This is a genomic window from Marinomonas sp. PE14-40 (genome assembly GCF_051623805.1).
Classification (GTDB): Bacteria; Pseudomonadota; Gammaproteobacteria; order Pseudomonadales; family Marinomonadaceae; genus Marinomonas.
The window spans coordinates 3,984,811-4,010,202 of record NZ_CP130700.1 but is presented as its reverse complement, the minus strand read 5'-3'; the positions used below and the strand labels follow the sequence as shown (position 1 = coordinate 4,010,202).

Sequence of the window (25,392 nt, the reverse complement as noted above, 5' to 3'; positions counted from 1 at the left end):
TATCCAAAAATTAAAATAGTTTAACGATAGCTAAACAAACCTTTTTAAAACAATGATATAGAAACCATAAAGTTATTGTAAATTTTAACTAAATCGATATCTATAAAAATAAATTTTCCTATACTTTATCAAAATGAGTGCGAGCTCATTTCTAAAAGCTCACTCTAGGAGAACGCCATGTTATTAAGCCATCTCAGCATCCGCAGCAAACTAATTATTAGTTCCTTACTTCCGTTATTCAGTATTGCCATCATTATTTTTGTCTCTATGGCGGGCTTAAAAAAGGCAGATGAAGGTGTCGGAAGAATCTATGAAGACAGAGTCATTCCACTCGAAGATTTAAAAAGTATTGCTGATAATTATGCAGTATTTGTGATCGATGCGGTTAATAAAGCCAACGCAGGCATTATGACATCGCAAGAAGCTTTACGTGGAGTACAACAAGCACGTAAAGAAATCGCCGAAAAATGGAATAAGTATATGGCGACCAGTCTCACTGCTGAGGAAGCAAAATTAGCCAATGAGGCAGAAAAGCTTTTCATTGATGCTAATCGTTCTTTGGATAAGTTAGAACAGAAACTAGAGACTGCCAAAGTCCAAGGTATGACAAACAAACTCGCTGACTTTGATGGCCCCTTGTACGACACAATTGACCCTATCAGTGAAAAAATCACCGAACTAGTGGCATTACAACTTTCAGTAGCGAGCGATGAAAGGCAGCACATCAAAGAAGTTTATCAGAGCCAACAAGTGCTTATGTGGTCACTTACCGTTATCGTCATTATCATCTTGATCATCACCAGCTATTCTACGTTTAAATCAATCAATATCCCTTTAAATGCGCTTAACAAAGCCATGTATAAAGTGGCCACTCACTCAGATCTCACCTTGCACGTCGACAGTAAAGGAAATGATGAGCTGTCTAAAATGTCTCAAAATTTTAACAGCATGCAAGAGCAGCAACGTAAGCTTATTACTGGGATCAGCGAAGCAATTAAACAGCTATCAAATGCTGCATCTCAAATGACAAATGTAAGTGAACTTGCAGGTCAAAACATTAATAATCAAAGAATCGAAATTGAGCAAGTTGCCAGTGCAATGAATGAGATGGTGTCAACGTCGCAAGATGTTTCCAGCCATGCAGAGCAAGCGAACCAAAATGCTAAAAGCATGCAAGATCAGGCAGTTGATGGTAATACCGTCATGGAAAATACGGTACTGGCGACAAATACCTTATTGGAAAACATGGTTAACGTATCCAACCAGATAAAAACAGTCGATGAAGACAGCGTTAGCATAGATTCGGTTGTCGATGTGATTAACGACATTGCCGAGCAAACAAACCTATTAGCACTGAACGCAGCCATAGAAGCCGCTAGAGCGGGTGAGCAAGGTCGCGGTTTCGCCGTGGTTGCTGACGAAGTAAGAACACTGGCCCAGCGAACCCAAACCTCAACCACTGAAATTCGTAATACCATAGAAAAACTACAACAGGGAACACGCACAGCTGTTGAAGCCGTTCAGGTCAGTCGTCAAGAAGCGGAGCAAGTGGGTACTAAAGCATCTGAAGCAAGTGAGAGCTTCACAGGCATTACCCAATCAGTGAGTAAGAGTACTGAAATGAACACCCATATCGCCCTTGCTAGCGAACAACAATGCTCTGTTTCTGAAGAGATCAATGCCTCACTCGTAAGAATCAGTAGCTCTGCTCAGGATGCGGCTGATGGCGCTCAGCAAGTATCTACTGCCAGCGATCAATTGATGTCTCTAGCCTCAGAACTAAGTGAACAGGTGAATAAGTTTAAAACCTAATATTATTAACTATTTAAGCAGCCCTTGAGTTTAAAATAAGGGCTGCTTTTTAGTCTGTACTGACTTAATTTACGTTAAAGCTTTTTTCTGCCAACAGAGTATCTTGATAATAGAGTTGGTAAGTCCACTTACCCTTTACCAGCTCCCAATCATATTCAAAGGTAAAGGCTTTAAATGATTTATCCCCATCTTTATATTGATCTTTAACTTCATAGTAAGATTGGGTCAAACCAGAGTCTGGATCAGTCATTTCAGGAAACTTCATTACTTCACGAAAAGTAATTTTTTTATGCGATGGCAATCCATTTACTTCAAAGACAACACCAAAAGTTGTTCCTACATCAGCACTAATTTCATCTGTTCTTTCTTTCAATATATGCAAATTCGTAACTAAACTCGACCCTGCAAGATACTCATCATTCTTAACCTCTCTTAAATCGTCAGAAATAATATACTTTCCAAATTCCAAGACTTCAGCATCTATCTGATTTGCTTGGTCAGCAGTTAGTTCTGTTGTGCTCGCACAAGCCGTTAATAACAATGCTAATACAGTAATTCCTGAAAATTTAACCTTATTGATCATACTTAATCCTAATTGAATGAGAGTTTCTTTTTATTAAATTACTCTTTGCGCAACAATCTAATTAATTTAGTTTGCAACTATTTTCTGTACTAAGCGCAGTTAGAGCTTTCTTCTACTAGCAGTTATCGCTAAATACACACTTAATAAAGTGCCGAAAAGAGTCACAATAATAGCGGTATATAAAAGCAGGTCTTGCAGTAAATATACGCCCGCTAACAAAGCAACGATCAGTCCAGCCAAGGGTTGTGCTAGATTATTCAGCAAAATCAGCACTCCCGTACTTTTACCGAGATTTTCTATCGGTATTAACTCTTTACGCAAGCTTCGTAAGAAGACACCAAACATTTTATCAAAGCCAACTATGAGTAAAAAACCCATTAGATAAAGTAGGTAATCTTGGCTTAATGCCGTCATAAAGGCCCCTATACACATAGCGATAAAGGCTGTCGCCCCCATAACAACAAGGCTCAGGGAGTAACGAGCAATAAAGAGTAAAATCAATAAACTGACAAGCACAGCTAGGGTCTGTAAAAGTGCATAGGCAGATTCAGATTGGGCAAATATGCCGGTATAAATAGGCGCCATAGTAGACAAAGTCATGCCTAAAATAAGGTTGATGCAAAATGCCACCAGCACAACAGGCACTAAACCTGGTAAACCAACTATTTGCTTACAAGCTAACGTCAGTTGAGTGTAGAAAAAGATGCGCCAAGCTGAGACTGACGTCATTTTTGCAGGGAGACCTTTTACCTCTTCTTGCAGTCTAAAATGGGCAAAGCGCCACCAATACTTTAAGCCTAAATCTGATAGTAAAAACAGCAAGATACATAGAGAGATGCTCGCCTGCCAATTAAAATACACAAGTAGTAAACTGGCTAAAATAGGCCCTAACACCATCCCCATTTGGCTCGCTAAGCTTGAATAAGACAAAACTTTCTCAAACCTTGCTGTTTTAAAGGCTTGCACCAAAATCATCTCTCTCGCCATTAGCGCAAAACTGGTTGCGACGCCGACTAAAGCCGCCATCCCCATCAACCAATAGATACTCTCAGCAAAATTGAAACCCAGTAACCCGAGAGGAATAATGACAGCTCGCACGCGTTGGCTCACTGATACTATGCGATAAGGCGCAATCAGGTCACATAAGATTCCAGCAATAGGAAAAGCCAAAAAGCGCGGTAAGGTTTCAAAGAAGAAAGCCAAACCAGATAGAGCCCCACTGCCAGTCATCTGAAAGATAACCAAAGGCACCATAAATAAAATGATCTGATCGGCGAGGCGAGATAAGAACAAAGATGAAAAAAATAGACTATCCCTAGGGTTCACTGGTACTCCTTGTTGAGTGTCATCCTAAATGAAGCCTATTCATAGTATCAGAAACCTTCTCAATTCAATCAAAGAGGCATAAAAAAGCCCCACTCTGTTAATCAGAATGGGGCTTTTTAGACTCTCTAAAATAGACCTGAGCTATTTAGCTGTGCCTTTAATTTCATCAATACGGTTAGCAATCTTTGTCAATTCTGGTCTGTTCTCACGAATTTCGTCTGTACTTAAACCATCAAACTCATGAGGGAAAACTAACCACTCATCCGTTTCATAAACATAAAAATCAGGAGTACGACCAGACTTATTGTTTTTAGGCTTGTAGTAAGGAGTAGCGATACGAATTTCTGGCGTATTCTTTTTACAGGCTTTTTGAATATCAACTATGGTTTGTTGAATACTTAAACCACTGTCATGTACATCATCAACAATTAGCAGGCTATCCTCTGCTTCTAGACGCTTAATCAAGTAAGTTAGGCCGTGTACTTTCACATTCTTATTACGCTCGCCAATCGCATCGTAAGACGAAGTACGAATCGCTATATGGTCTGATTCCACACCTAGCACATGCAACAATTCTTGCACCGCTATCCCCACAGGAGCACCACCACGCCAAACACCCACTATGTAATCAGGACGAAAGCCACTGTCGTAAATTTTTAGAGCCAGCTCAAACGAGTCTTCTAATAATTTTTGAGCACTGATAAATACTTTATCCATGATATTACCCTTTAATAAATATTCGCCGTCATCATTTTTCAATCATAACAGTTTCTGGTTTTAGTGATTTAGCGACACGCACTCAATACTGAAAGATGCTGACTAAACTGTTTAATAAATAAGCAATCTAGGCTAAAAATTTTAAAGGCGCAAAGATAAAGGAATTAGCAACTAAAACCAATGTTAAAGCGACATTTTTACTATTTTTTTTACCCTTAATAACCGACTTATCAGATGAATTGATTAAAAATCTCACCTTGTAAAAAATCCGTCAGTATATGAGAGAAAAAGCAATTAATAATAGGTTCAGCTTTATTAAGTCAAAAGCTTACTCATATAGATCTCATCTACGTACTCACTCTCAATTTTGAGCGACTGACGCTTGATGCCTTCTTGTTCAAAACCATGGGAAAGGTAGAGTTTTATTGCCTTATGATTATGGGCCATCACAGTCAGCTCTAACCGAGTAAAGCCATGCTGAACAGCCCATGATTCAAGAGAGATTAATAGCTCTCGCCCTAAACCTTTGCCTGTATAAGCAGTTTGAATTCCCATTACACAATATAGATTATGCTTATTTCGTTTTGCGATACTGCCTACGCCAATACAAAAGCCGACGATAGAGCTATCTACCTCTAGCACCCAGAAAGCTTTGCTATTCGAGAGTGTGAAATCAGACAATATAGACTCTTGTTGTGCGAGTGTTAATTGCTGCTCTCCAACTTCATGCAGCATAAAGTTGCTTTCTTGTGCTAACTTCTCACTCAAGCTTAAAATTTGCTTTGCATCAGACTTTTTAGCTTGTCGTATCATTTCAATATCCTTATTGAATATCTTATCCTATCAACTTAATTACTCATCTAAGGTATTACTTGGGCTGAGAGTCTAAACTCTCATCATTTAGCGGATTCAAATGCTTCGATCACACCTTCTTCAACGAGTTCATCATAAGCCCTATTCACCTTATCAATAATCTCTTGAGAAGTTCCAAGGCTAAATGCCATGTATGGACTGAACTCAAAGAGAGCCATCACCTTAGAAAGAGCGTCAGGGTCTACCCCCACTTGCTTAGTACTAAAGACAAAGTTTTTTTCGCTGGCGGTGACTAGATCCACATGGCCTTTTAAAAGATTGTCTAAATTCACATGCTGATCAGTACTCACAGGCACAAGAGAATCAGAGAAATGATTGTTCTTCAGGTATAGGTAGCTCATGCTGTCTTGCACAACACCTACTTTGAATTTCCTAGCATCCTCCAATGTAGATACTTGAATATCTTCTCTATCTTTTAGCTTAAACAGGGAACTGACATCTTTTTTCGCTAACGGTCTGGACCAAATAAAAAGATCTTCCCTGACAGACATTCGCACTATGGTATAGATAAGAACATTCTCTTTTTGCTGAGCAATCCGATAAGTACGAGACCAAGGAAATAAAGTAATTTTATAATCAACACCCGCTCTATCTAATACCTTGACGACAATATCCGTTGATTGACCTTTGATCTGCCCTTTATCCTCATAATTATAAGGTCGCCAATCTTCTGTTAAGACATGCAAAAAAGGCTCGGCAGACGAGAGAGCAGGTATCAATAAAAGGCCCAAAAAAACTAACAAATATTTCAACATCTATTCCTAGTAATTGATCGCAGGCGAATACTTAGCTTAAACAAGGTGTAAAGAACTAGCCTTATCTTACAGTATAAGACTAAAGTCTAATGCTGATCGGGTAATTTTCACTTTTTAGCTATTTATCAAAGGGATAATAAAACTCTTTTTTTGAAAAAAACAAAGGAAAACCTCGTTCATATTCTCTATATCAACAGGCGAGCCCTAATCTCCTTATCAATGATTAGATTTTCTATAGTCAGCCTTTGGAAATACTCGATTACATTTAAAGCTAAAATTTGTCATGCTTCTTTACGTCAAAACACCCTATCTATTTACCTATTCGAGCGTTAAAAAGTGTCCCTGGAAACTGCTTTCTATCTATTCATAACAGGCCTTGCCTGTGGTGCCATTAATGCGATTTCAGGAGGCTCTAGTTTATTAAGCTTTCCCGTTTTAATCAGCACGGGCTTACCTGCAAACATCGCTAATGCCAGCAACTTTTTAGCGACTATGCCAGGTTATGCGGCCGCCATTCCTTTTTATAGAAAAGAGTTTAAACGTATAAAATCAGCGCTTTTTAGCATTCTATTGGCAGGCCTATTAGGCGCAATAACAGGCTCCTTAATTTTACTCGTAAGCTCATCAGCCTTTTTTATTAAACTTACGCCTTACCTGTTACTCAGCGCCACCTTGTTATATGCCCTGGGTGATAAAATCCACCAGCTCATTATGAATCGCTGGCACAATCTGGCACTAAAAAATGGCAAGTCAGGGCAATTTCTGGTCTATATATTTTCCATTTATGGCGGCTTTTTTGGTGCAGGCATGGGCATTATCATGTTTTCGTTATTACGCATTATGGGTTATAGCGATTTCCACCAAGCCAATGCCATTAAGAACTTGATGATTACACTCATGTCCTTGATCAGTGTGGCTATCTTCATAGTCGGCGACTTAATTGCCTGGCCCGAAGCGTTAATCATAATGTTAGGCTCAGGCATTGGCGGCTATCAAATGGTGAAATATGCCCATAAAGTCCCTCAGAAATTGCTGAGTTATTTCATCATTATGCTAGGGCTAAGCTTCTCTTTATATTATTTTTTACAGCCTCTTTAACATGCAAAAAAAGTAAGAGGGTTAGAATAACAACCCGCTTACTTTCATTTGCCACGTTAAATAAAATTGCTCTGACTCAGCTTATTTCCAAGGCTTATCAGGGTCTATTTTAAATAGATACTCCATAAAGATACGTGTGACTGGCGCAACGGTCTCAGAGCGAGCATGATCCCTTTGTAATTCAGCAGGTACCACATTCCAAGTAATACGTTCAACACCCGCTCTTTCCATACGTTTCATACCATTTTCATGGCTAAGTTCGGTAATGCTCCCCACGGCATCTTCAGGTACATATACATCATAACCATTGTTTTCCGCTTCAATAGCAGGGTAAGCCAAACAGACATCTGTCCATAGGCCGCCCATAATTAACTTCTTACGACCCGTCGCTTCGACAGCTTTTACAAACTCGGGTTCTTCCCAAGCATTAACATTGGTTCTATCAACAAACACGGCATTAGGAGCAAGCTTTATCAGCGCTTCCATCATAGGCTTAGAATCATTCAAACCCACACCCACATGAGAGAAAATGATAGGTAGATCGTACATAACAGCCGTTTTAATTAAGCCAGTTAAGTTATTCATTAAATCTTTATGATCAATATTACGCACTCCCATAAGAATGTGTGGCTGATAATCAATCAAGATAAGTGCTGAATTTTCTGGAGATAAAAATGGATCTTCGCCAACCGCTCTTTTCGGTGTGCCTTGATAGCCAGCTGGGTAGTTTGCAACACCATTGACTGTGTTAATTTCTGGAAGTGACTGACTGGCAAAAGACAAGTTTGCCAGAAGCGAAAACGCAATAGGAAAAAGCAATTTCATGGGTTTCATAGTAGCCTCGATATCATCATATTATGAGCGTTCAGGAGTTTGGTTGATCGACAATATAAAGCTTAAATTGTTTCCAAAATTAAATTAATAAGGCAAAAGGAAAGAAATTAGTTCTATATCGATAGGTAATAATAAGATCTAAAATACGTTATTTTTATCGGACTACCCTGATTAAAAACGGGCTAATTAGGGTTATATTCACCCTAATTAGCCCATTTAAAGCAGATTAAAACCTATGAGTACCTTGCTCTATTTCTGCCTGTAACTCTTGTGTCAAAGGCACATAAGCTTCTGTATTTGGTAAGCGAACATACAAAGGTTCTTGGACTTTATTAAGACAAAAACCATCTTCTTTAAGAGGGACTTTTTTATGCTTAAAGGTGCCTGTCATTTCCACCCCTTTACTAATACGAAGGAACAGAGGAATGGCATAATTTGGCATGTCTTTTTTCAGTTCATTCAACATGTTATTGAAGTCAAATTCCTCTAACTGACAATCAAGGCGAATAGATGCCATGCCAGCACGGCCATTAGTATTAGGTATTTCAACTCCGTAAACGACTGTCTCACTGACATTATCAACCGCATCAATGAGCATCTCTACTTCGGTAGTCGAGACATTCTCCCCCTTCCAGCGGAAAGTATCCCCAGTGCGATCCACAAATTGGGCGTGACGAAAACCAATATCACGCATTAAATCGCCTGTATTAAACCAAGCATCTCCCTCTTTGAAGACATTACGCATGATACATTTTTCGCTTTTCTCAGTATCTGTGTAGCCATGAAAAGGGCTTTTGGCAGTGATTTCGCCGATCAATAAACCCACTTCGCCTCGCTTCACTTTTCGTAACTTGCCATTGGCATCGGTCAAGGCTTTATCATTTTCTTTATCGTACTCAACAAGGGCGTAAGGGTAAGGCGAGAAACCCACTGTACGATCAAAGTTCAGTACATTGGTAAAACCAATATTACCTTCACTTGAAGCGTAGAATTCCATGATTTTTGGGATATCAAAGCGCTGTTTAAATTCATCCCAGATAGAGGCTCGCATACCGTTACCAACAATAATTCGTATGCTATTTTCTGCTTCGTGGGGCATAGGCGCTTGCTCCACTAAATAACGACATAACTCTCCCACATAACCAAAGGAGGTTGCCTGATACTTTTTCACATCAGACCAAAAGCCACTGGCACTGAATTTCTTAGTCATCACCAAACAGGCATTACCGGCAAGCACTGAGCTCCAGCAAATCGCCATGGCGGTGGCATGATAAAAAGGTAAAGGCACATACATACGGTCCGACGCTTTTAAACGCACAGAAGCAAAGCCAAATGAGCCATAGGCTTTCATGTAACGGCCATGGTTAAAAACAACCGCTTTTGGCATCCCAGTGGTACCTGAGGTATAGATATAAAAGCAGGGATCATCTGGGTAAATAGACTGGCACTGACTGGGGTTATTATCGCTCTGACCTTGAACCAATTCAGCCAGATTCTGCCAACCTTCTGGTGCTTGGCTTGGCGTCGTTAAGGTATTTTGATCGGCAAGGTAATAATGTTTATCTTCAGGAACATGGCTCTCTTCCCTAATAGCTTGATATGCCTCTAAACACTCTTGTCCCACCAGCATCATCTTAGGTTCAACCAAGTTAATGCTATAGGATAAAACCTTACCCTTTTGAGCCGTATTCACCATAGCCGCAATCGCACCAATTTTGGCACAGGCTCCAACGGCTGCAAGTAACTCAGGACGGTTATCTATCATGATCGCAATACAATCCCCTTTTTGGATTCCTTGCGCCAAGAAGTAATGAGCTAAACGATTAATCCAGCGATTGAATTCTAAATAAGTAAGCTGCCTGTCTTGGTATAAAATGGCCAAACCATCAGGGTTCTCGTTAACACATTTTTCAATGCAGAGCCCTAACCCTACACTTTTCGATTTGTCAGAGGTGTTGGCAATTTTTAATCCTTTAACCAAACTAGGTAAACCCGCCAAAATACTTGGGACCTTGCTAATCATGTTCCTTTTGCTGATCAGTGTCTGTGTACTCATTACCGACTCCTAAGCTTTTTACGCACTTTTTATTGTTATTTTCTAACGAGACCCAGCTAAACCTCAGGCCCGCTTTATCAGGAATTATCATTACTTAGAGTATAAAAATTGCTCAGCATGACTTATGTCATTATGTTGCAAGATACTGGCAATTTGTCTCACTGCGCTTGCAGAGATGGCAAAAAGTAACAAAAGCCGGAAGAGAATCTAGGGCGAATTCTAGGTTCCCAAAGGCTTAATATTTGAAAGTTAAAGAAGAGATAAGATGAAAAGAGGCAAGAGGGTTTTAACTTAACGCTTCCCTAACCCCGAAAAGAAAGAGAAGAAATAAGCGAGCGCTGTTTCATCAATTGACGGTATTTATTTGGTGTCATATTAAACCAAGATTTGAAGGCGCGATAAAAAGCACTGGGTTCTTTAAAACCTAATGCCTCACTAATTTCATCGAACACATGTTGGTCAGAAATGAGAAAGTGCACCACCTTTTCCTTTCTCACTTCTGCTAAAATCGCTCTAAAATTCGTGCCTTCCTGTGCCAGTTTTCTATGCAAAGTCTGTCTGCTCATATTAAGTTTAATTGCCACTTCATGAGAGTTAAAACGGCCAGTCTTAATGCCTTCAGCGATAAGGTGCTTTACTTGACTGTGTAAACTGGATTCCGTTTGGTTTACGCCATCCATATTCCTATCTATATAACCTAACAGAGCATCTTTAATAAATTCATTCGCCGTTTTTATCGGCAGCGCTAGCATGTCATTGGCGATATCAATAAAGGCAAACTCTTGATCAAAATTAACTTGAGGACCAAAAATCTCATGATATTGCATCGCATAATCAGGCTTGGCGTAGGGAAAGCCCACCCGTATAGGCAGAACTTTTGTATCAGACAAACGGCTTGCCCAAGTAATGGCAGCACTTAAGCTTCGCTCTATTTCGCTAACCCTTATGCCCTTTGGATAGGTATTTTTATACAGAAGACGGCAACCCCATTTATAGGTTTGTAACTGTACTTTTTCACACTGATTCATCAATGCGATGTTATCAACAAAGTTTTGCAGAGCTTCTCTTAAGTTTGCAGAGTGTATTAATAACTGAGACAAAACACCCACTAACTTAGTATTGATTTGAGTGCCAACTATCAAGCCAATATTAGGTTTCACCCCATCTGTCATCGCCAAATCCCAAAGCCTTTCTTGTAGCTGAACAGGCACACGCAATGACACGTCATTTAGCTGTTCTCGGCTATAACCTAATAAGGATTCAATATCAGATGAGACTATGCCCTCTTTATTGAGCACTTCATAAAGGTCTAATAAGGCGGCTGATGATGTGGTGGCTTGCAACTAAATTCTCCCTGATCAAGCTGTCATAAATCTGGCAGCCCATCTAGTAAAGCAAAAATAAGAAGCTTAAAAGTACCCTACAAACCAAGGAATGTTAACGGTCAGAAAAAGTGTCATGACTGTAAGACATATGAGGAGAATCAAAATTTAAGCTAAAACAGCACTTTCAAACACCTTCACGCCCAAGATTACAATCAGAAAAGAACCCAGCATTAGCTCCACACTCACTCCACATAGGGGCTAGTTTTTAACATTTAGCTGATACAAAGCCTCACATAAGCCCAAGGATTGAGGAATTTTCTGCGCTTTCAATAAAAGAATGAAATAAGACTGATAGGGTAAATAGCATAGTAAGTAAGTTCGATTTCAAACCTTCAATTAATAACGTTTTATTAAGGATGATACTCCATGATTATTTCTGCCGAAAAATTTAAAGCACATGTGAAAAGAGGTAAATGGCATACTAAAAGTAGTCGCCTTAATACTGTGATTACCAAGCTAACAACTTACCATACAAGCAAAAGTGACCTTAACTTAAGAGCCTTGCAAGCCAGTGTCGTTGACTGGGCTAAACAAGACCCTAAAGAGTTTCTCGCCACTAATTTAAACTCAAAAAATGCCGTTTATGACTTTTATGCCGAAGTAAATTGCCAGTTTTATTTAAAGAAACTTGGCCCCTTTCAAGGCAAGGCTCAGCCTAAAGGCTTAGTCTTTATTCCCTTTACAGGGCAAAACTCAAAAGAGTTTAAAGTAAAATCAGAACAGTGGAATGAAGCTGAAACAGTAAACCTTTCAGGTGGTATAGATGCTAAAAAATATCGCCAATTTGATATCGTGATTTGGGAAGATAAAATTGTCAGTGACGAGATTAAAGACCTACCAACGACAAACTCAGAAATTTTTATCCGAGCACACGGCTCTATTGGTGCCACTCATGTCAGCACACGTAATACACCAGTAGAGAACGAAGCAAGCATCACCACGGCAGTTAGTGTGACAGAAGTGTGTGATAGGTTAATCAGCAGTGGCTTGAAAACCAGTTACGCCGGTAATATTCATTTCTACTCTTGTTACAGTGGCGTCGATATCATCCCTCAAAAAATGAAAGAGACCCAAGCAAAGCAAAAAACAAAAACCGAAAATGGCCAAACAGTCAAAAAAGAGCACCTAGTAGGGCCAGATTGCATCGCCCGTATTGGTGCTAAGTACTTAAAGTCTAAGGGGTATGTCAACGCTAAATTCTTTGGCTACTTGGGTCCCTTAAAATCTGAATACTCTAAGCCTGAGTTCGAAGAGGACAATATCAGAACCCCAGTTATCAAAGAGGAGATTGATGATTTCATGCACAGATATGTCCAGATTTGCCCCCAAGGTTATAACATCTTAGGCGCTACTGGGGTGTATATGGGTTCAGGCGATGTGGCAAAAACCTATCGAGCAAGAGCCGGAAGACGGGAGTTTTAATCCGTTACCCTACTCACATTGATCAAGCGTTTTAAGCAACCTTAAAACGTTTCACCAAGGCTAATAACTCATCAGACAAACTTAACAGGCCATCACCTTGAGCGCTGGCCTGTTCTGCGCCTTCTTTGCTTTCCAGCATGATGAGATTGATCTGACTAAGGCTCTGGCTGATATCAGCCACTGTGAGTTTCTGCTCATCGGTCGCATTGGCCACCTGAGCATTCATGTCTCGCATCTGGCTAACAGACGTTAAAACCTGTACCAACTGTTGCGTATTCTGTGACAGGTTCTGGCTGCAGGATTGCGACTGTTCGGTACAGAACACCATGCTTTTTGCTGTTTTTTCTGCCCCTAATTGCAAACTTGCCACCCGAGCTTCGATATCACTAATCGAACCTTGGGTGCGGTTAGCGAGGCTTCTTACTTCATCGGCAACCACAGAGAAACCTCGTCCACTTTCTCCCGCTCGTGCCGCTTCTATGGCAGCATTTAAGGCTAACAAGTTAGTTTGTTCGGCTATTTCTTTAATCACATGAATAATATTACTAATGGCATCACTGTTTTGTTTTAGGCTGGTCACCTCTGCCATCGCCATATCCACTTGATTCGCTAAGGTCTGAATTTGTTCACTGTTTGCAATCAAGCTTTGATGGCTATTTTGCAAAATTGATTGGGCTTTTTCGGCTTCTTCTAAGGTAGTTTTAGCATGCTGAGCCACATCTAAAGCACTGGCTTCCATCTGTGTTGCCGTAGCAGCTAATCGCGCACTTTGCATACTCTGTTGCTCTACACCTGTCAGGCTTGTATGGCTTATATCACGACTAGTATTGGCACTGGTATGAACGGCGGTAACTGTATCTAGAATCTGCTTAACAAGGCTACGCCATTCACGGGACAAGGCATTACTACTTTGCGTTAACTGGGTTAGCTCATCATGGCCTTTTTCTTCTACCTGACTGACTAGATCCCCTTCACGCATATGAGACATACCTAAAACCACACGCTTTAGCGAAGTTTGTATATAACGCACTAAGGTAAAACCAAGTAACAAGGATAACACCGCCGCCAGTACAGCCCCTAAAATGAGTAAAAGTTTACCTTGGCTGACACTGGTTGCTGTCTCATTCGCTAAGGTATCCGCATGGATAGCTGCGCCATTAGAGAAATCTGCTATTTTCACACTATTCTGCGCAACCAGACCTTCTATTTTTACTAACAGTGAACTTGATTCTGCCAAGGCTTGCTGGGCTTTAAGCTGCGACATTAGGGTTAAATTTGGTTCAAAAAGCTGGGCTTCAAACGGCTGCCAAATTTCAATCACAGACTCATAAGCGTCAGTGTCCAGCGCCTTTAATTCTTGGATTTTGGCATTAATGCGTTCGGCATATTTTTTCACCTCTGCCATACGCTCAACATCCGTCAGCTCAGACTCAAGCACTGCCATGACTTTATTGATCAAAAACGCCATATCATTATGTATCGGCTTTAGTAGCTGTAAATAATTAAGGCGGTATTCTTCATGCAGTAAGTCTTCTATGGTGAAAGGCAGTTCATCCACTAAATAGCGAAACTCTTCATCCTGTTCCGCCATGATGGCTTTGGCCTGATTAAATTTTTGACGCTCATTTATCATGCTCTGAGCATGTTGGAACATGGTATGAGTTAAGGCTTTAATCTCATTGATCTGCTCCCCATCGGTTAGGTTTGCCAAGCTGTCAAAATTAGCGGTGAACTTGTCGTTTAAATTCTGCAGTTGCTGAGCCACATTCTGCGTTTCGTCCGTTTCGGTATCCTGATGCAAAAAGGCCAATAATAAGTACTTGGTTTGGGCTAAATTGGTTTCTAGATTGGCACTCATATACATGCGTGGCGAACTGTCATTCACCACGGCATTCACCGTTTCACTCACTTGATTGAAGCTTTTAAATGACACAAAAGACGTCACGAGAAATAAAAATAGGACACTTCCCATAGTGATAATAATGCGCTGGCTGACACTCATTTTCATCTGTGACTCCTGCCTTTTTGGGCATTTTAAGCGGCCGTATCCCTAACCAAGGAAATACTGGTCCTAATTAAGCTGAAGGTTTATCTGGGGATTGGTACGAGAGTCAGACTAAATAGATGAGTTAAGCTATTTAGTCTGTTGGTTTATACGGCTAGCTCGCTCGCAGTCGTAAAAAGTCAGCCATCCAATGGGCAATCATGACGGAGTCCGTTGCGGCCCCTTTCTCACGAACTTGGGTCAAACCGACTTCACACACGTCTAGCGGAATGACGTCACCTTTTCTTAGGTCGATCAGCTCATCTTCATACTCAAGGTTGAATTCTGGATGAGCTTGAAACGTTAAGATTTGATCATCATAGACGAGACCCGCATAAGGACAGAATTCGGACTCAGCGAAGACCTTGGCATTTTTAGGCAACGCTAAAACTTGATCCTGATGCATGGCGCTAATGGCAAAAGACTCTGGCGCACCTTGAATAAAGTCAGCCCCAGACGTTAATTGATAAGCATGTAAGCCAACACCCCAACCATCAGGGTGTTTATCAACCACGCCACCAAACGCATCGGCAATGATTTGATGACCGAAACAGATACCAACCATAGGGCGACCTGTCACTGAGATTTCAAGAATCAAACTCTTAAGACGCAACATCCATGGGGTGTTTTGATAAACATTAAACTTAGAGCCAGTAATCACCCAAGCATCACATTGCATAGCATCATCCGGGAAATGATCTTCTCGAACATCAAATACCTGATACTCAAAATCAGTCGCCACTTGATCAAATAAAGCCACAAACATGTCTGCATAAGAACCATGTTTTTCTAATAACTCATCCGGTGTGATGCCTGTTGCCAAAATACCGATTTTTATTTGCTTAACCATTTGGGAAGTACCTGTCTTAAAACCTATTTTTCATTACTTTTTCGCACTGGGTTAACCTAACCCTATGCTATTTTTCATCTAGCTTAACGGTGAGTGTTGCCTGTCGACGCATCTGGTAAATCGCACCTAATACACCAATGGCCACAACCGCTATCATCAAGGTCGCTAACGCATTAACCTCAGGTGTTACCCCTAATCTCACTTTCGAGAAGATAACCATAGGCAAGGTGCTGTTACCTGGACCTGATACGAAGCTAGCGATAACCAGATCGTCCAAAGACAAGGTAAAAGACAACAGCCAACCTGAAATAATGGCAGGCATGATCAAAGGCAAGGTCACCAAGAAAAAGAGTGAACCAGGTTTCGCCCCTAAGTCCATCGCCGCTTCTTCTAAGGTTTCATCCATAGAAGCTAAACGTGACTGCACTATCACAGCCACATAGGCTAAACAGAAAGTCGTGTGGGCAATAATGATGGTCAGCGTGCCACGACCTGATGGCCAGCCAAACAAACCTTCCATTGCCACAAATAATAAGAGTAATGATAAACCTGTGATGACCTCAGGCATGACCAAAGGCGCGGTTACCCAACCAGAAAGAATCATCTTGCCTTTAAAAGGACCAAAGCGGCTTAAAACAAAACCAGCCATGGTGCCAAGTACTACCGCCAAGGTAGCGCTGATAAAGGCGATTTTCAGGCTTAATAGAGCCGCATTAATGATCTGTTCATTTTCAAACAGCTCGCTATACCATTTTAATGACCAGCCACCCCAGACAGTTACCAGCTTAGATTTGTTAAAGCTGTAGATAATCAAAGAGAAGATAGGTGCATATAAAAACAGATAACCTAAACCTGCCGTTACGGTTAAAAAGCGTGATTTAGTTTGCATTAGACTGCCTCCCCTTTGCCCTGAGAATTACGAATCAACATTATGGGTAAGACCAAGACCACCAGCATCACAATGGCAACTGCCGACGCCATAGGCCAATCACGGTTGAGGAAGAACTCATCCCAAAGCACACGACCTATCATCAAGGTATCCGCACCACCAAGCAGTGCAGGAATAACAAACTCACCCACCGCAGGGATAAAGACCAAGACACAGCCGGCAATCACACCTGGCATCGCCAAAGGTAAGGTGACTAAGAAGAAGCTTTGAGTCGGCTTACTTCCCAAATCTTGCGCGGCTTCTAACAAGGTGCCATCCATTTTTTCCAAGGCGCTGTATAAGGGCAGAACCATGAAAGGCAGGTAGGTATAAACAATACCGATATAAACAGCAAAGTCAGTCTGCAACATGATAAGTGGTTCATCTATGATGCCGATTGTCAGTAAGAATTCGTTCACTATGCCGTTCTTTTTCAAGAACTCCATCCAGGCGTAAACCCTTAAAAGGAAAGAGGTCCAAAAAGGCAAAATCACTAAAGCCAATAACAAAACACGTGTAGAGCCATCTGATTTTGCGATGGCATACGCAATAGGAAAAGCCACTAACAAGGTAAAGAAAGTCGATAACACAGCGATTTTTACCGAACTTAAATACGCATCAAGATAAAAGTCATCCTCGAATAAAAACAGGTAATTACCTAAGTTTATCTTGATGGAGATATAGGCTTCTTCCAGATCCCAATCTAATAATTCGGAGTAAGGCGGAATCGCAATCGCCGCTTCTGTTAGCGAGATTTTAAAGACGACAAGAAAAGGCACAAAGAAGAAGAGACCTAGCCAAAAAGTCGGGATACCAGCAACAACGACTCGCCCCCAGTTCACCTTCTTCACGAAGTTATATTTTTGCAACTTGGCTGCCATGCGGTCCATCACAGCCGAACCTAAGGACATGCTCATGATGTAAGTACCACGCTGCTATCTTCATCCCAGTGTAAAAAGACTGCATCATTCCAAGTAAATCTGTCGCCCATACTGCGAGTGAAGTTAGGCTGAGTCACCCTGACTTCTTTACCTGATGCTAATCGCACTCTAAAGACAGAAAGGCTGCCCATATAAGCGATTTCTTCTATGATACCTTGTATGCAATTTACACCTTCTTCTGGCTCTTTCTTCGTAATTCGAATCTTTTCAGGACGAATCGCCACATTAACAATCTGATCAGGTGCACAGCTAATACCGTGATTCACAAACAAGGTAGTGCCCGCTTCTTTCGAATCTATCTGCACGCTGTCTGGCTCGTCTTGAATCACCTTACCTTCAAACATGTTAACCGAACCGATAAAGTCCGCCACAAACTTACTGTTTGGATACTCATACACATCATGCGGTTCATCGGTTTGAACTATGATGCCCTGATTCATTACGCCAATGCGGGTCGCAAGCGTCATGGCTTCTTCTTGGTCGTGGGTTACCACCACAAAGGTGACGCCTAACTCTTCTTGTATATTGATTAACTCAAACTGCGTTTCTTCTCTCAGCTTTTTATCCAAGGCACCAAGGGGTTCATCAAGCAATAAAAGCTTAGGGCGTTTTATCAAAGCTCGGGCAAGTGCCACACGTTGTCTTTGACCACCCGATAACTGATGCGGTTTACGCTTACCAAGGTGGCCAAGCTGGACCATGCCTAGCATTTCTTCCACACGTTTTTTGATTTCTGCTTTTGCAACGCCTTCACGCTTAAGACCAAAGGCCACATTGTCAGCAACAGAAAGGTGAGGGAATAACGCATAGGATTGGAACATCATGTTAACGGGACGCTCCCATGGCTGAATACCTGCCATGTCCACACCATCAATCAGGATACGACCACTTGTCGGCGTTTCGAACCCAGCCAACATACGTAATAAAGTACTCTTTCCAGAACCTGAGCCGCCTAATAAACAAAAAAGCTCTTTTTTATAGATATCCAGTGAAATATTATCCACTGCTTTGAACTCACCAAAGTTTTTGGTGATATTTTCTATCCGTAAAAATGGCTCAGCACCCTCTTGTTTCCAAAGTGGTAGCTGTTCAGCTGACGTTGAACTGGGCACAATCTGCTCAGAGAAAGACATGGCAAACCCTCGATTAATCTTTTTATATTTATGGCTCTAACAGCATTCACACTGGCTTGAACAACAGCCTGTCGAAGATGAAATACTGCTTACGGAATCTCTAACTAAATATTTACGGATAAACACTTAGCTAGTCATTCAGTGACGCTTGCTCGTTATAAAGTTAACAAACTTTTTATTTCCAAGACAATTAGTTATCTCAATGTTTAGGAAAAATAAGGGAGGCTATTTCGCCTCCCTCCTGATTTACTAATTACGTGCTGTTTTAATGTTAGTCCAAGCACGAGTTAATAAACGGTCAAACTTCACAGAGTGTGCTTTTTGAGTGAAAAGCTTTTCTTTAACTTCATCCGTTGGGTAGATGGATGGGTCATTTTTCACTTCTTCTAATAAGTAAGGCTCAACCTTGTTATTAGGTACCGCATAGAAAGCATAGTTAGACACGCCTGCTGCGTTTTCTGGCTGCAGGATAAAATCAATAAACTTATGGGCTGCTTCTTTATGTGGTGCATCCGCTGGAATCGCCATCAAGTCAAACCATACCAAAGAGCCTTCTTTTGGGATGATGTAGCTAATATTAATACCTTGGTCAGCTTCAACCGCACGGCTTTGAGATTGCAGCACATCACCGTTGTAGCCCATAGAGACACACAGTTCGCCATTAGCTAGATCAGAAATATATTGTGAAGAAGAGAACTTGGTGAAGCTTCCGCGCGATGCTGCGATTAGCTTAGACGCTTTTTTAAGATCAGATTTTTTCTCAGAGTTCGGATCAAGCCCTAGATAATTTAATGCGACTGAAACCACTTCAGCAGGTGAATCTAAAACACTGATACCACAATCAGACAGTTTTGCTGCAATAGTAGGGTCAAACACTAGGTCCCAGCTATTCACTGGCATGTCACCTAAACGTGCCTTAACCATATCGACATTGTAACCAAGACCAATCGTCCCCCAAGTGTAAGGCACATTATGCTTGTTACCTGCATCGTGTAATGCCACTTTGCCCGCCATTTCGACATCTAGGTTGCCAATGTTTTTTAACTGGCTTCGATCAATTTCAGCATATACGCCAGCAAGTGCTTGGCGCTCTAAAAAAGATCCTGTTGGCATAACAACATCATAACCTGTCGAACCAGACATCAACTTAGCTTCAAGCACTTCGTTAGAGTCATACACATCATAGTTAATTTTGATGCCGGTTTGAGTTTCGAATTTTTCTAGAATGGCTGGGTCAATATAATCAGACCAGTTGTAGATGTTCACAACCGTATCTTTAGCCATTGTCATTGGCGCTGTCAGCGTTAAAGTAAGAGCGGCAGCTAAGCCAAGTTTCTTATGATGCATGTTAATTTCTCCAATTAGTGTAGCCTTAGCTACGCAATTTATATGATGATTTAAAAGCAACAATGAGGCCAAGAAAGGCTCAGGCTTCTCCTTCCATATCTAGCTCATCAAAACATCGATTTTTTTTATTTTTTTATAAGAAGAGAAACTTTATTGCCTCTCTTCTTTAACACTCTTCATCTGCAGTATTAAATTTACGCCAGCCCTATCTGTATCTATATACCCCTTTAAGGGTATTTTGAAAAGCCATTATATTTCAACAAGTTAAATAGAATAAATAGCTATTCAGGGCGTTTTTTATAAATATCCTAGGTAAGACTCGTACTCGATATCTGAAATCTGTTCATGTAGTTTTCTCTGCTCCTGACGTTTAGCAGCCGTAAAAACACGGACAAACTCTTCACCTAAATATTCTCTTAGTACATCACTCTTAAAGAAGCTCTCTGTGGCATCGTCCCACTTATTAGGCAGCACCAGCGCTGGGTTCACTTCGGTGTAGGCATCACCCGTGATAGGAGAAGGTGGCATCAGCTTATTCTCGATACCATAAAGAGCACCAGCAAGAATGGTTGCCAGCACAAGGTAAGGGTTAGCATCCGCACCTGACACCCTGTGTTCGATACGACGAGCCACATTTGGGCTATCTGGAATACGAATCGCGACAGTGCGGTTTTCATAACCCCAGCTGGCACATGTTGGTGCATGAGCACCTACCATAAAGCGACGATATGAGTTCATATGGGGCGCAAACGCTAGCATGCTATCAGCCATGGTATGCATCAAACCTGCAACAGCATGCTTAAGAACATCAGTGCCCTCTTCGCCACCATTATCAAACACATTATCACCGGCTTCATTTAACAGACTGAAATGCACATGGAAGCCGTTACCACTCTTCTTGGCATAAGGTTTCGCCATAAAGGTAGCAAGATGGCCATGTTTACGCGCTAGGCCTTTGACAAGACGTTTAAACATAATCGCCTGATCACCTGCTAGCATAGGATTATCAACATGCTCTAGATTAATCTCAAACTGACCCGGTCCAAGTTCAGATATGATGGTGTCAGCCGGTACGCCTTGCTCTTCACAGACTTTTCTTACTTCAGTAAAGAAAGAGGATAAGCCATCCATTTCATCAATAGAGTAGCAGTCAGTTTCGATTAAACGACGGCCATGACCTTCTACGAGAACCGGAGGCTGAGGGCGTTGAGTTTCTTCGGATTTTGCATCCATCAAATAAAATTCAAGCTCAGTCGCCACCACTGGCGTTAAACCAAGCGCTTTAAACTTATCAACAACACCTGCTAATACCTGCCTTGGATCAGCGCCAAAAGGGGTTCCATCTGGGTTAAACATGGTGGCCAGTATTTGTGCTCGCGGGGACTCTGCCCAAGAAACAGGAATAGGCTCTTCATGAACTGGCATACAAATACCATCACTGTCACCGGTTTCAAATACCAAACCATTGTCCAGCACATCATCGCCCCAAAAATCAAAACCGATCACAGATCGAGGTAGCTTAACCCCCTCTTCCATCACCTTATTGATTGAATTGGCAGGCATGCGCTTACCACGTAAGTTACCGTTTAAATCAGTAATAAACAGATCGAATTCTTTTTCGCTATGAACAGGCATTTTAGATTCTCTCTAATAATCTTTGTCGCAGCATGAGTGCGCAAATTTATGTCATTTTGTAATGTTATAATTCACACTACTACTTTCGTGATCACAAATACACTAAGCAAAAGCTTTTATGTAATATTGGACATCATCTGTTATTTATTCAAAATAAAGATTCAACCAATAGCATGATCGTTTTAGAATATGATGAAATTTAGCCAGAAATATAAAAACCATGGATAAGAAATCACCGATAAAATTTACCTTAACTGAACGAGATGAGAGTGTAACTATCTCTAAATGGGTATATGAAACATTACGCCATGCCGTAATGAATGGGCAGATCTTACCTGGGCGTGCACTCACCATCCGAGAACTCGCTGGCATATTAGGGGTTAGCCCTATGCCTGTACGTGAAGCACTGCGTCAATTAGCAACGGAGAATGCATTAGAGATAAAAGATAATCGTCGTGTCATGGTACCTAACATGACGGCAATGAAGTTCACTGAACTTTGTGAAGCCAGAATGGCACTCGAATCTCATGCAGCTTCTCGCGCCTTACCTTATATAGACAGCCCTAAATTAAAGGAATTGAGAGAATTAGATCGACTTATTGATGCGGCTCAAGAAGAAGGTAACTTAGAAAGGATCAACCTATTAAACCAAGACTTTCATCGTGCGCTTTACACTGCTAACCCACATCAAATTAGCATGCCTCTCATCGAGAGCCTTTGGTTACAGCTTGGACCATTTTTAAGTTTGGCTAGCCGTCATCTAGAGGAGCACTATGTGATAGACCGCCATGACGAAGCAATGAAAGCCATAGAAAACAAAGATGCCGTTGCATTACAGCTCGCTATCAATGCCGATATTCGTGAAGGGATTGCCTTTGTTTCCACCCCAGAAAGGCTTCACCACTTTATTGAAGAATGTGCCTACGCAGGCCGTAATTAACGCCTCTTTTACGGCTTTGTTTTCTTTATTTTCATCTACCTAAACCCTCCCTCTATTCTCCACTTCCTCTCTTTATTTAGTGTAAAAACAGCATGAGACCGATTCAGTTTTTCTATATTTTTGTTTGACTTTTAAATATTGTGATCACAAAATGAAAATGGATTAGATTAAATAATCATCAAAAATTTTCAATAGTTACCAAGCACCAGACTGACTTTTGCCTGATAACAGAATAAAACAACAACAGCCTTTGTGCGGCTTTGCCCAAGGAGTAAGTGATGCTAGACCTCAATGATCAAACAACTTTTAGCAGACAAGATGTGCAGGAAATGGATGCCACACACCACCTTCACCCCTTTACCAATAGCCAAGCACTCAATGACAAGGGCGCTCGTGTTATCGATAAAGCCCAAGGCATTTATGTGTGGGATCAAGATGGCAATAAGATGCTAGATGGTATGGCTGGACTTTGGTGCGTCAACATGGGTTATGGTCGCCAAGAGTTAGTGGATGCTGCCACTAAGCAAATGCAGCAACTACCTTTTTACAATACCTTCTTCCAAACTACCCACTTACCTGTTGCGAAACTAGCGAAAGAAATTGCCAGCATTACACCTGAAGGCTTGGATCACATCTTTTTTGCCAACTCAGGTTCAGAAGCGATCGATACCATTTTACGCCTAGTAAGGCACCATTGGGTGCTAAAAGAACAGCCTGAAAAAAGCATTATCATCAGCCGTGAAAATGCCTATCACGGCAGTACACTCGCTGGCACAAGCTTAGGCGGCATGAGTGGCATGCATAAACAAGGTGCGCCTTTAGTACCTGATATCGAACGTATCTGCCAACCTTACTGGTATGGCGAAGCGGGCGATATGAGCCCAGAAGAGTTTGGCCTTGTCTGTGCTCAAGCACTAGAAGAAAAGATTATCGCCCTTGGCGTCAATCGCGTTGCCGCTTTTATTGCAGAACCTATCCAAGGGGCTGGCGGAGTCATAGTACCACCAGCAAGTTACTGGCCTGAGATTCAAAGAATTTGTCAAAAGTACGATATTTTATTGGCAGTCGATGAAGTTATCTGTGGTTTTGGCCGCACCGGCGGTTGGTTTGGTAGCGATACCTTTAATATCAAGCCAGACATTATTTCCATGGCAAAAGGCCTGTCTTCTGGCTATCTTCCGATTGCGGCTGTGGCAGTAGGAAAACGTATTAGCCAAACACTGCTCGCCCATGATGATGATTTCAACCATGGTTATACTTATTCAGGCCACCCTGTTGCTGCGGCTGTCGCATTGGAAAATATCCGCCTGATGAAGCAAGAGAATATCGTGCAATATGTGAAAGACGACATAGGCCCTTACTTTCAAAAGCAGCTTAGAAATGTCTTAGAAAACCACCCGCTTGTTGGTCATATTGAAGGGGTTGGGCTCGTTGCAGGTATTGCCCTAGTAAAAGATAAAGACAGTAAAACCTTCTTCGGCGATGATGTGGATGTTGGCTTAATTTGCCGTGATCACTGCTTTGAAAACGGCTTAATTATGCGTGCCGTAGGCAGCCGTATGGTGCTATCACCACCCCTTGTCATTAGCCATGAAGAAGTCGACGAGTTATGCGAAAAAGCACGCCATTGCTTTAACCTAACCTTGTCGGATGTAAGAGATCGCTAAACTTACTCGTTATCAGAAGTATCATAGAAGATGAATGGCAGGACGCCATTCACGGAGAACACCCATTTTGTAAAAAGCCGTTATAGTAAAGGGAGGACTTAACGGCTTATACACTCAAAGTCATAACGAGAAACTTGCCATGCATAACAGATACGCTCAAGACAATGACTCCCTACATAAGGATCTTGCCGCACTCATTGACCATATCCGCCTGCGTAGTTTCCCTAAAGCCCTAGCCGATTTTTTAGAGACCCAATGCCACTTTAACAGTGCCCTCATGGTGACTTATAAAAAGTCTTTTAAGCCGATTATGCTCTTCCCTACTGACCCGGCTGAGCAAAGCCCAACCTTGCACCAATATATTAATAAAGCCTTTATCTTGGACCCGCTTTTCAACAAGATACAAAGCGGTGCGAATGAAGGCGTGAGCCGACTGGCCGAAATCGCCCCAGACTCCTTTGATCAAACAGAGTATTACCAAACCTGTTATAAGAATTTTGACCTAGTGGATGAGGTCAATCTCATCATACATCTCGACGAAAAAGTCACCTTTGCTATCTCCCTAAATCGCAAAACCAGCCTAGGCACAATTACACGTAATGAGATGCACCACCTACAGGATATCTTCCCTGTTATTGCCTCCCTAGTGAGACAATTCTGGTTATCTCAATCCCATGAATATGTGCAGTACGAAAAGTCCGACAGCGTCATGAAACAAGCCCTCAGCAGCTTTGGTCGAGGCATACTCACAAAGCGCGAACAAGAGATATCAGGCCTTATATTACAAGGCCACTCATCGAAAGTGATCGCTAACCAACTAAATATTAGTTTAGGCACAGTTAAAGTACATAGGAAGAATATACATACTCGACTCGATACCTCGACGCAGTCGGAGATCTTTACCCTCTTCCTCGCACATCTTAACGAGCTTGACTCTCATTGATTTGGGGGAAAACGCCTGATCATCGGCCATGCTGCGTTAAGTTACTTCTCAAAATGCTCACTTATCACGATAAGCTCCGCTTTTTCGTCGCAACTTGCCTTGC

The 25,392-nt window shown here is 41.5% G+C and carries 21 protein-coding genes; 6 read left to right on the top strand and 15 right to left on the bottom strand.

The genetic code is table 11. The features are described 5' to 3' along the window. Window positions 1-177 precede the first annotated feature (177 nt). Entirely contained in the window at window positions 178-1,812 is a 1,635-nt protein-coding gene (locus Q0A08_RS18525) for a methyl-accepting chemotaxis protein (protein ID WP_438462947.1), read from the top strand. A 64-nt stretch (window positions 1,813-1,876) separates the two neighbouring features. Here the strand turns inward: Q0A08_RS18525 and Q0A08_RS18520 are convergent, their stop codons facing one another. The 5 genes from Q0A08_RS18520 to Q0A08_RS18500 form a co-directional block, all read right to left on the bottom strand. Further along, window positions 1,877-2,395 (bottom strand): DUF3859 domain-containing protein, encoded by a 519-nt coding sequence (locus tag Q0A08_RS18520; RefSeq protein WP_438462946.1) that lies wholly within the window; start codon window positions 2,393-2,395, stop codon window positions 1,877-1,879. 99 nt (window positions 2,396-2,494) lie between these two features. Then, window positions 2,495-3,721 (bottom strand): MFS transporter, encoded by a 1,227-nt coding sequence (locus Q0A08_RS18515; protein ID WP_438462945.1) that lies wholly within the window; start codon window positions 3,719-3,721, stop codon window positions 2,495-2,497. 141 nt (window positions 3,722-3,862) lie between these two features. After that, on the bottom strand, window positions 3,863-4,438 hold the full coding sequence (locus tag Q0A08_RS18510) for a phosphoribosyltransferase (RefSeq protein WP_438462944.1): 576 nt from the start codon (window positions 4,436-4,438) through the stop codon (window positions 3,863-3,865). A 315-nt stretch (window positions 4,439-4,753) separates the two neighbouring features. Continuing rightward, the gene (locus Q0A08_RS18505; protein ID WP_438462943.1) at window positions 4,754-5,251 is read right to left on the bottom strand and encodes a GNAT family N-acetyltransferase; all 498 of its coding nucleotides are present in this window, start codon (window positions 5,249-5,251) and stop codon (window positions 4,754-4,756) included. An 83-nt stretch (window positions 5,252-5,334) separates the two neighbouring features. Beyond that, entirely contained in the window at window positions 5,335-6,063 is a 729-nt protein-coding gene (locus Q0A08_RS18500; RefSeq protein WP_438462942.1) for a substrate-binding periplasmic protein, read from the bottom strand. A 339-nt stretch (window positions 6,064-6,402) separates the two neighbouring features. Between Q0A08_RS18500 and Q0A08_RS18495 the strand changes: the two genes are divergently transcribed. Next, on the top strand, window positions 6,403-7,164 hold the full coding sequence (locus Q0A08_RS18495; protein WP_438462941.1) for a sulfite exporter TauE/SafE family protein: 762 nt from the start codon (window positions 6,403-6,405) through the stop codon (window positions 7,162-7,164). 81 nt (window positions 7,165-7,245) lie between these two features. Here Q0A08_RS18495 and Q0A08_RS18490 read toward each other — a convergent pair whose 3' ends face one another. The 3 genes from Q0A08_RS18490 to Q0A08_RS18480 all read right to left on the bottom strand — a co-directional run bounded on the left by Q0A08_RS18490 (window position 7,246) and on the right by Q0A08_RS18480 (window position 11,397). After that, window positions 7,246-7,998, bottom strand: coding sequence for an isochorismatase family protein (locus Q0A08_RS18490; protein WP_438462940.1), 753 nt, complete (start codon window positions 7,996-7,998; stop codon window positions 7,246-7,248). Window positions 7,999-8,224: 226 nt separating this feature from the next. Beyond that, entirely contained in the window at window positions 8,225-10,054 is a 1,830-nt protein-coding gene (locus Q0A08_RS18485; RefSeq protein WP_438462939.1) for a long-chain-acyl-CoA synthetase, read from the bottom strand. 302 nt (window positions 10,055-10,356) lie between these two features. Continuing rightward, window positions 10,357-11,397 carry an AraC family transcriptional regulator ligand-binding domain-containing protein gene (locus tag Q0A08_RS18480; protein ID WP_438462938.1) on the bottom strand — a complete coding sequence of 347 codons (1,041 nt, stop codon included), beginning with the start codon at window positions 11,395-11,397 and terminating at the stop codon, window positions 10,357-10,359. A gap of 408 nt (window positions 11,398-11,805) precedes the next feature. Between Q0A08_RS18480 and Q0A08_RS18475 the strand changes: the two genes are divergently transcribed. Further along, complete coding sequence (locus tag Q0A08_RS18475) at window positions 11,806-12,861, top strand: hypothetical protein (protein WP_438462937.1); 1,056 nt, start codon at window positions 11,806-11,808, stop codon at window positions 12,859-12,861. Window positions 12,862-12,892: 31 nt separating this feature from the next. Here the strand turns inward: Q0A08_RS18475 and Q0A08_RS18470 are convergent, their stop codons facing one another. From Q0A08_RS18470 to Q0A08_RS18440, 7 genes are all read right to left on the bottom strand, one after another. Beyond that, window positions 12,893-14,869 (bottom strand): HAMP domain-containing methyl-accepting chemotaxis protein, encoded by a 1,977-nt coding sequence (locus tag Q0A08_RS18470; RefSeq protein WP_438462936.1) that lies wholly within the window; start codon window positions 14,867-14,869, stop codon window positions 12,893-12,895. Between the two features lie 151 nt (window positions 14,870-15,020). Continuing rightward, window positions 15,021-15,755 carry a glutamine amidotransferase-related protein gene (locus Q0A08_RS18465; protein ID WP_438462935.1) on the bottom strand — a complete coding sequence of 245 codons (735 nt, stop codon included), beginning with the start codon at window positions 15,753-15,755 and terminating at the stop codon, window positions 15,021-15,023. A 67-nt stretch (window positions 15,756-15,822) separates the two neighbouring features. Next, window positions 15,823-16,644 (bottom strand): ABC transporter permease subunit, encoded by an 822-nt coding sequence (locus tag Q0A08_RS18460; RefSeq protein WP_438462934.1) that lies wholly within the window; start codon window positions 16,642-16,644, stop codon window positions 15,823-15,825. Then, a complete protein-coding gene (locus tag Q0A08_RS18455) occupies window positions 16,644-17,600 on the bottom strand; it encodes an ABC transporter permease subunit (RefSeq protein WP_438462933.1) in 957 nt (318 codons plus the stop codon). The genes Q0A08_RS18460 and Q0A08_RS18455 overlap by 1 nt, the downstream gene beginning before the upstream one ends. After that, entirely contained in the window at window positions 17,597-18,757 is a 1,161-nt protein-coding gene (locus Q0A08_RS18450) for an ABC transporter ATP-binding protein (RefSeq protein WP_438462932.1), read from the bottom strand. The genes Q0A08_RS18455 and Q0A08_RS18450 overlap by 4 nt, the downstream gene beginning before the upstream one ends. 249 nt (window positions 18,758-19,006) lie before the next feature. After that, window positions 19,007-20,104 carry a polyamine ABC transporter substrate-binding protein gene (locus Q0A08_RS18445; protein WP_438462931.1) on the bottom strand — a complete coding sequence of 366 codons (1,098 nt, stop codon included), beginning with the start codon at window positions 20,102-20,104 and terminating at the stop codon, window positions 19,007-19,009. 297 nt (window positions 20,105-20,401) lie between these two features. Continuing rightward, on the bottom strand, window positions 20,402-21,739 hold the full coding sequence (locus tag Q0A08_RS18440; RefSeq protein WP_438462930.1) for a glutamine synthetase family protein: 1,338 nt from the start codon (window positions 21,737-21,739) through the stop codon (window positions 20,402-20,404). A gap of 220 nt (window positions 21,740-21,959) precedes the next feature. Between Q0A08_RS18440 and Q0A08_RS18435 the strand changes: the two genes are divergently transcribed. The 3 genes from Q0A08_RS18435 to Q0A08_RS18425 all read left to right on the top strand — a co-directional run bounded on the left by Q0A08_RS18435 (window position 21,960) and on the right by Q0A08_RS18425 (window position 25,289). Then, window positions 21,960-22,679 carry a GntR family transcriptional regulator gene (locus tag Q0A08_RS18435; RefSeq protein WP_438462929.1) on the top strand — a complete coding sequence of 240 codons (720 nt, stop codon included), beginning with the start codon at window positions 21,960-21,962 and terminating at the stop codon, window positions 22,677-22,679. A 278-nt stretch (window positions 22,680-22,957) separates the two neighbouring features. Beyond that, window positions 22,958-24,346, top strand: coding sequence for an aspartate aminotransferase family protein (locus Q0A08_RS18430; protein WP_438462928.1), 1,389 nt, complete (start codon window positions 22,958-22,960; stop codon window positions 24,344-24,346). A 139-nt stretch (window positions 24,347-24,485) separates the two neighbouring features. After that, the gene (locus Q0A08_RS18425; RefSeq protein WP_046018723.1) at window positions 24,486-25,289 is read left to right on the top strand and encodes a LuxR C-terminal-related transcriptional regulator; all 804 of its coding nucleotides are present in this window, start codon (window positions 24,486-24,488) and stop codon (window positions 25,287-25,289) included. Window positions 25,290-25,392: the final 103 nt, after the last annotated feature.

Excerpts from the sequence above, each read along its gene's own strand:
- Q0A08_RS18425 (WP_046018723.1), top strand. The coding sequence starts at position 24,486 with ATGCATAACAGATACGCTCAAGACAATGACTCCCTACATAAGGATCTT.
- Q0A08_RS18430 (WP_438462928.1), top strand. The coding sequence starts at position 22,958 with ATGCTAGACCTCAATGATCAAACAACTTTTAGCAGACAAGATGTGCAG.
- Q0A08_RS18525 (WP_438462947.1), top strand. The coding sequence starts at position 178 with ATGTTATTAAGCCATCTCAGCATCCGCAGCAAACTAATTATTAGTTCC.
- Q0A08_RS18460 (WP_438462934.1), bottom strand. The coding sequence starts at position 16,644 with ATGCAAACTAAATCACGCTTTTTAACCGTAACGGCAGGTTTAGGTTAT.
- Q0A08_RS18455 (WP_438462933.1), bottom strand. The coding sequence starts at position 17,600 with ATGAGCATGTCCTTAGGTTCGGCTGTGATGGACCGCATGGCAGCCAAG.
- Q0A08_RS18465 (WP_438462935.1), bottom strand. The coding sequence starts at position 15,755 with ATGGTTAAGCAAATAAAAATCGGTATTTTGGCAACAGGCATCACACCG.
- Q0A08_RS18485 (WP_438462939.1), bottom strand. The coding sequence starts at position 10,054 with ATGAGTACACAGACACTGATCAGCAAAAGGAACATGATTAGCAAGGTC.
- Q0A08_RS18450 (WP_438462932.1), bottom strand. The coding sequence starts at position 18,757 with ATGTCTTTCTCTGAGCAGATTGTGCCCAGTTCAACGTCAGCTGAACAG.
- Q0A08_RS18475 (WP_438462937.1), top strand. The coding sequence starts at position 11,806 with ATGATTATTTCTGCCGAAAAATTTAAAGCACATGTGAAAAGAGGTAAA.
- Q0A08_RS18505 (WP_438462943.1), bottom strand. The coding sequence starts at position 5,251 with ATGATACGACAAGCTAAAAAGTCTGATGCAAAGCAAATTTTAAGCTTG.
- Q0A08_RS18490 (WP_438462940.1), bottom strand. The coding sequence starts at position 7,998 with ATGAAACCCATGAAATTGCTTTTTCCTATTGCGTTTTCGCTTCTGGCA.
- Q0A08_RS18520 (WP_438462946.1), bottom strand. The coding sequence starts at position 2,395 with ATGATCAATAAGGTTAAATTTTCAGGAATTACTGTATTAGCATTGTTA.
- Q0A08_RS18510 (WP_438462944.1), bottom strand. The coding sequence starts at position 4,438 with ATGGATAAAGTATTTATCAGTGCTCAAAAATTATTAGAAGACTCGTTT.
- Q0A08_RS18435 (WP_438462929.1), top strand. The coding sequence starts at position 21,960 with ATGGATAAGAAATCACCGATAAAATTTACCTTAACTGAACGAGATGAG.
- Q0A08_RS18470 (WP_438462936.1), bottom strand. The coding sequence starts at position 14,869 with ATGAAAATGAGTGTCAGCCAGCGCATTATTATCACTATGGGAAGTGTC.
- Q0A08_RS18445 (WP_438462931.1), bottom strand. The coding sequence starts at position 20,104 with ATGCATCATAAGAAACTTGGCTTAGCTGCCGCTCTTACTTTAACGCTG.
- Q0A08_RS18440 (WP_438462930.1), bottom strand. The coding sequence starts at position 21,739 with ATGCCTGTTCATAGCGAAAAAGAATTCGATCTGTTTATTACTGATTTA.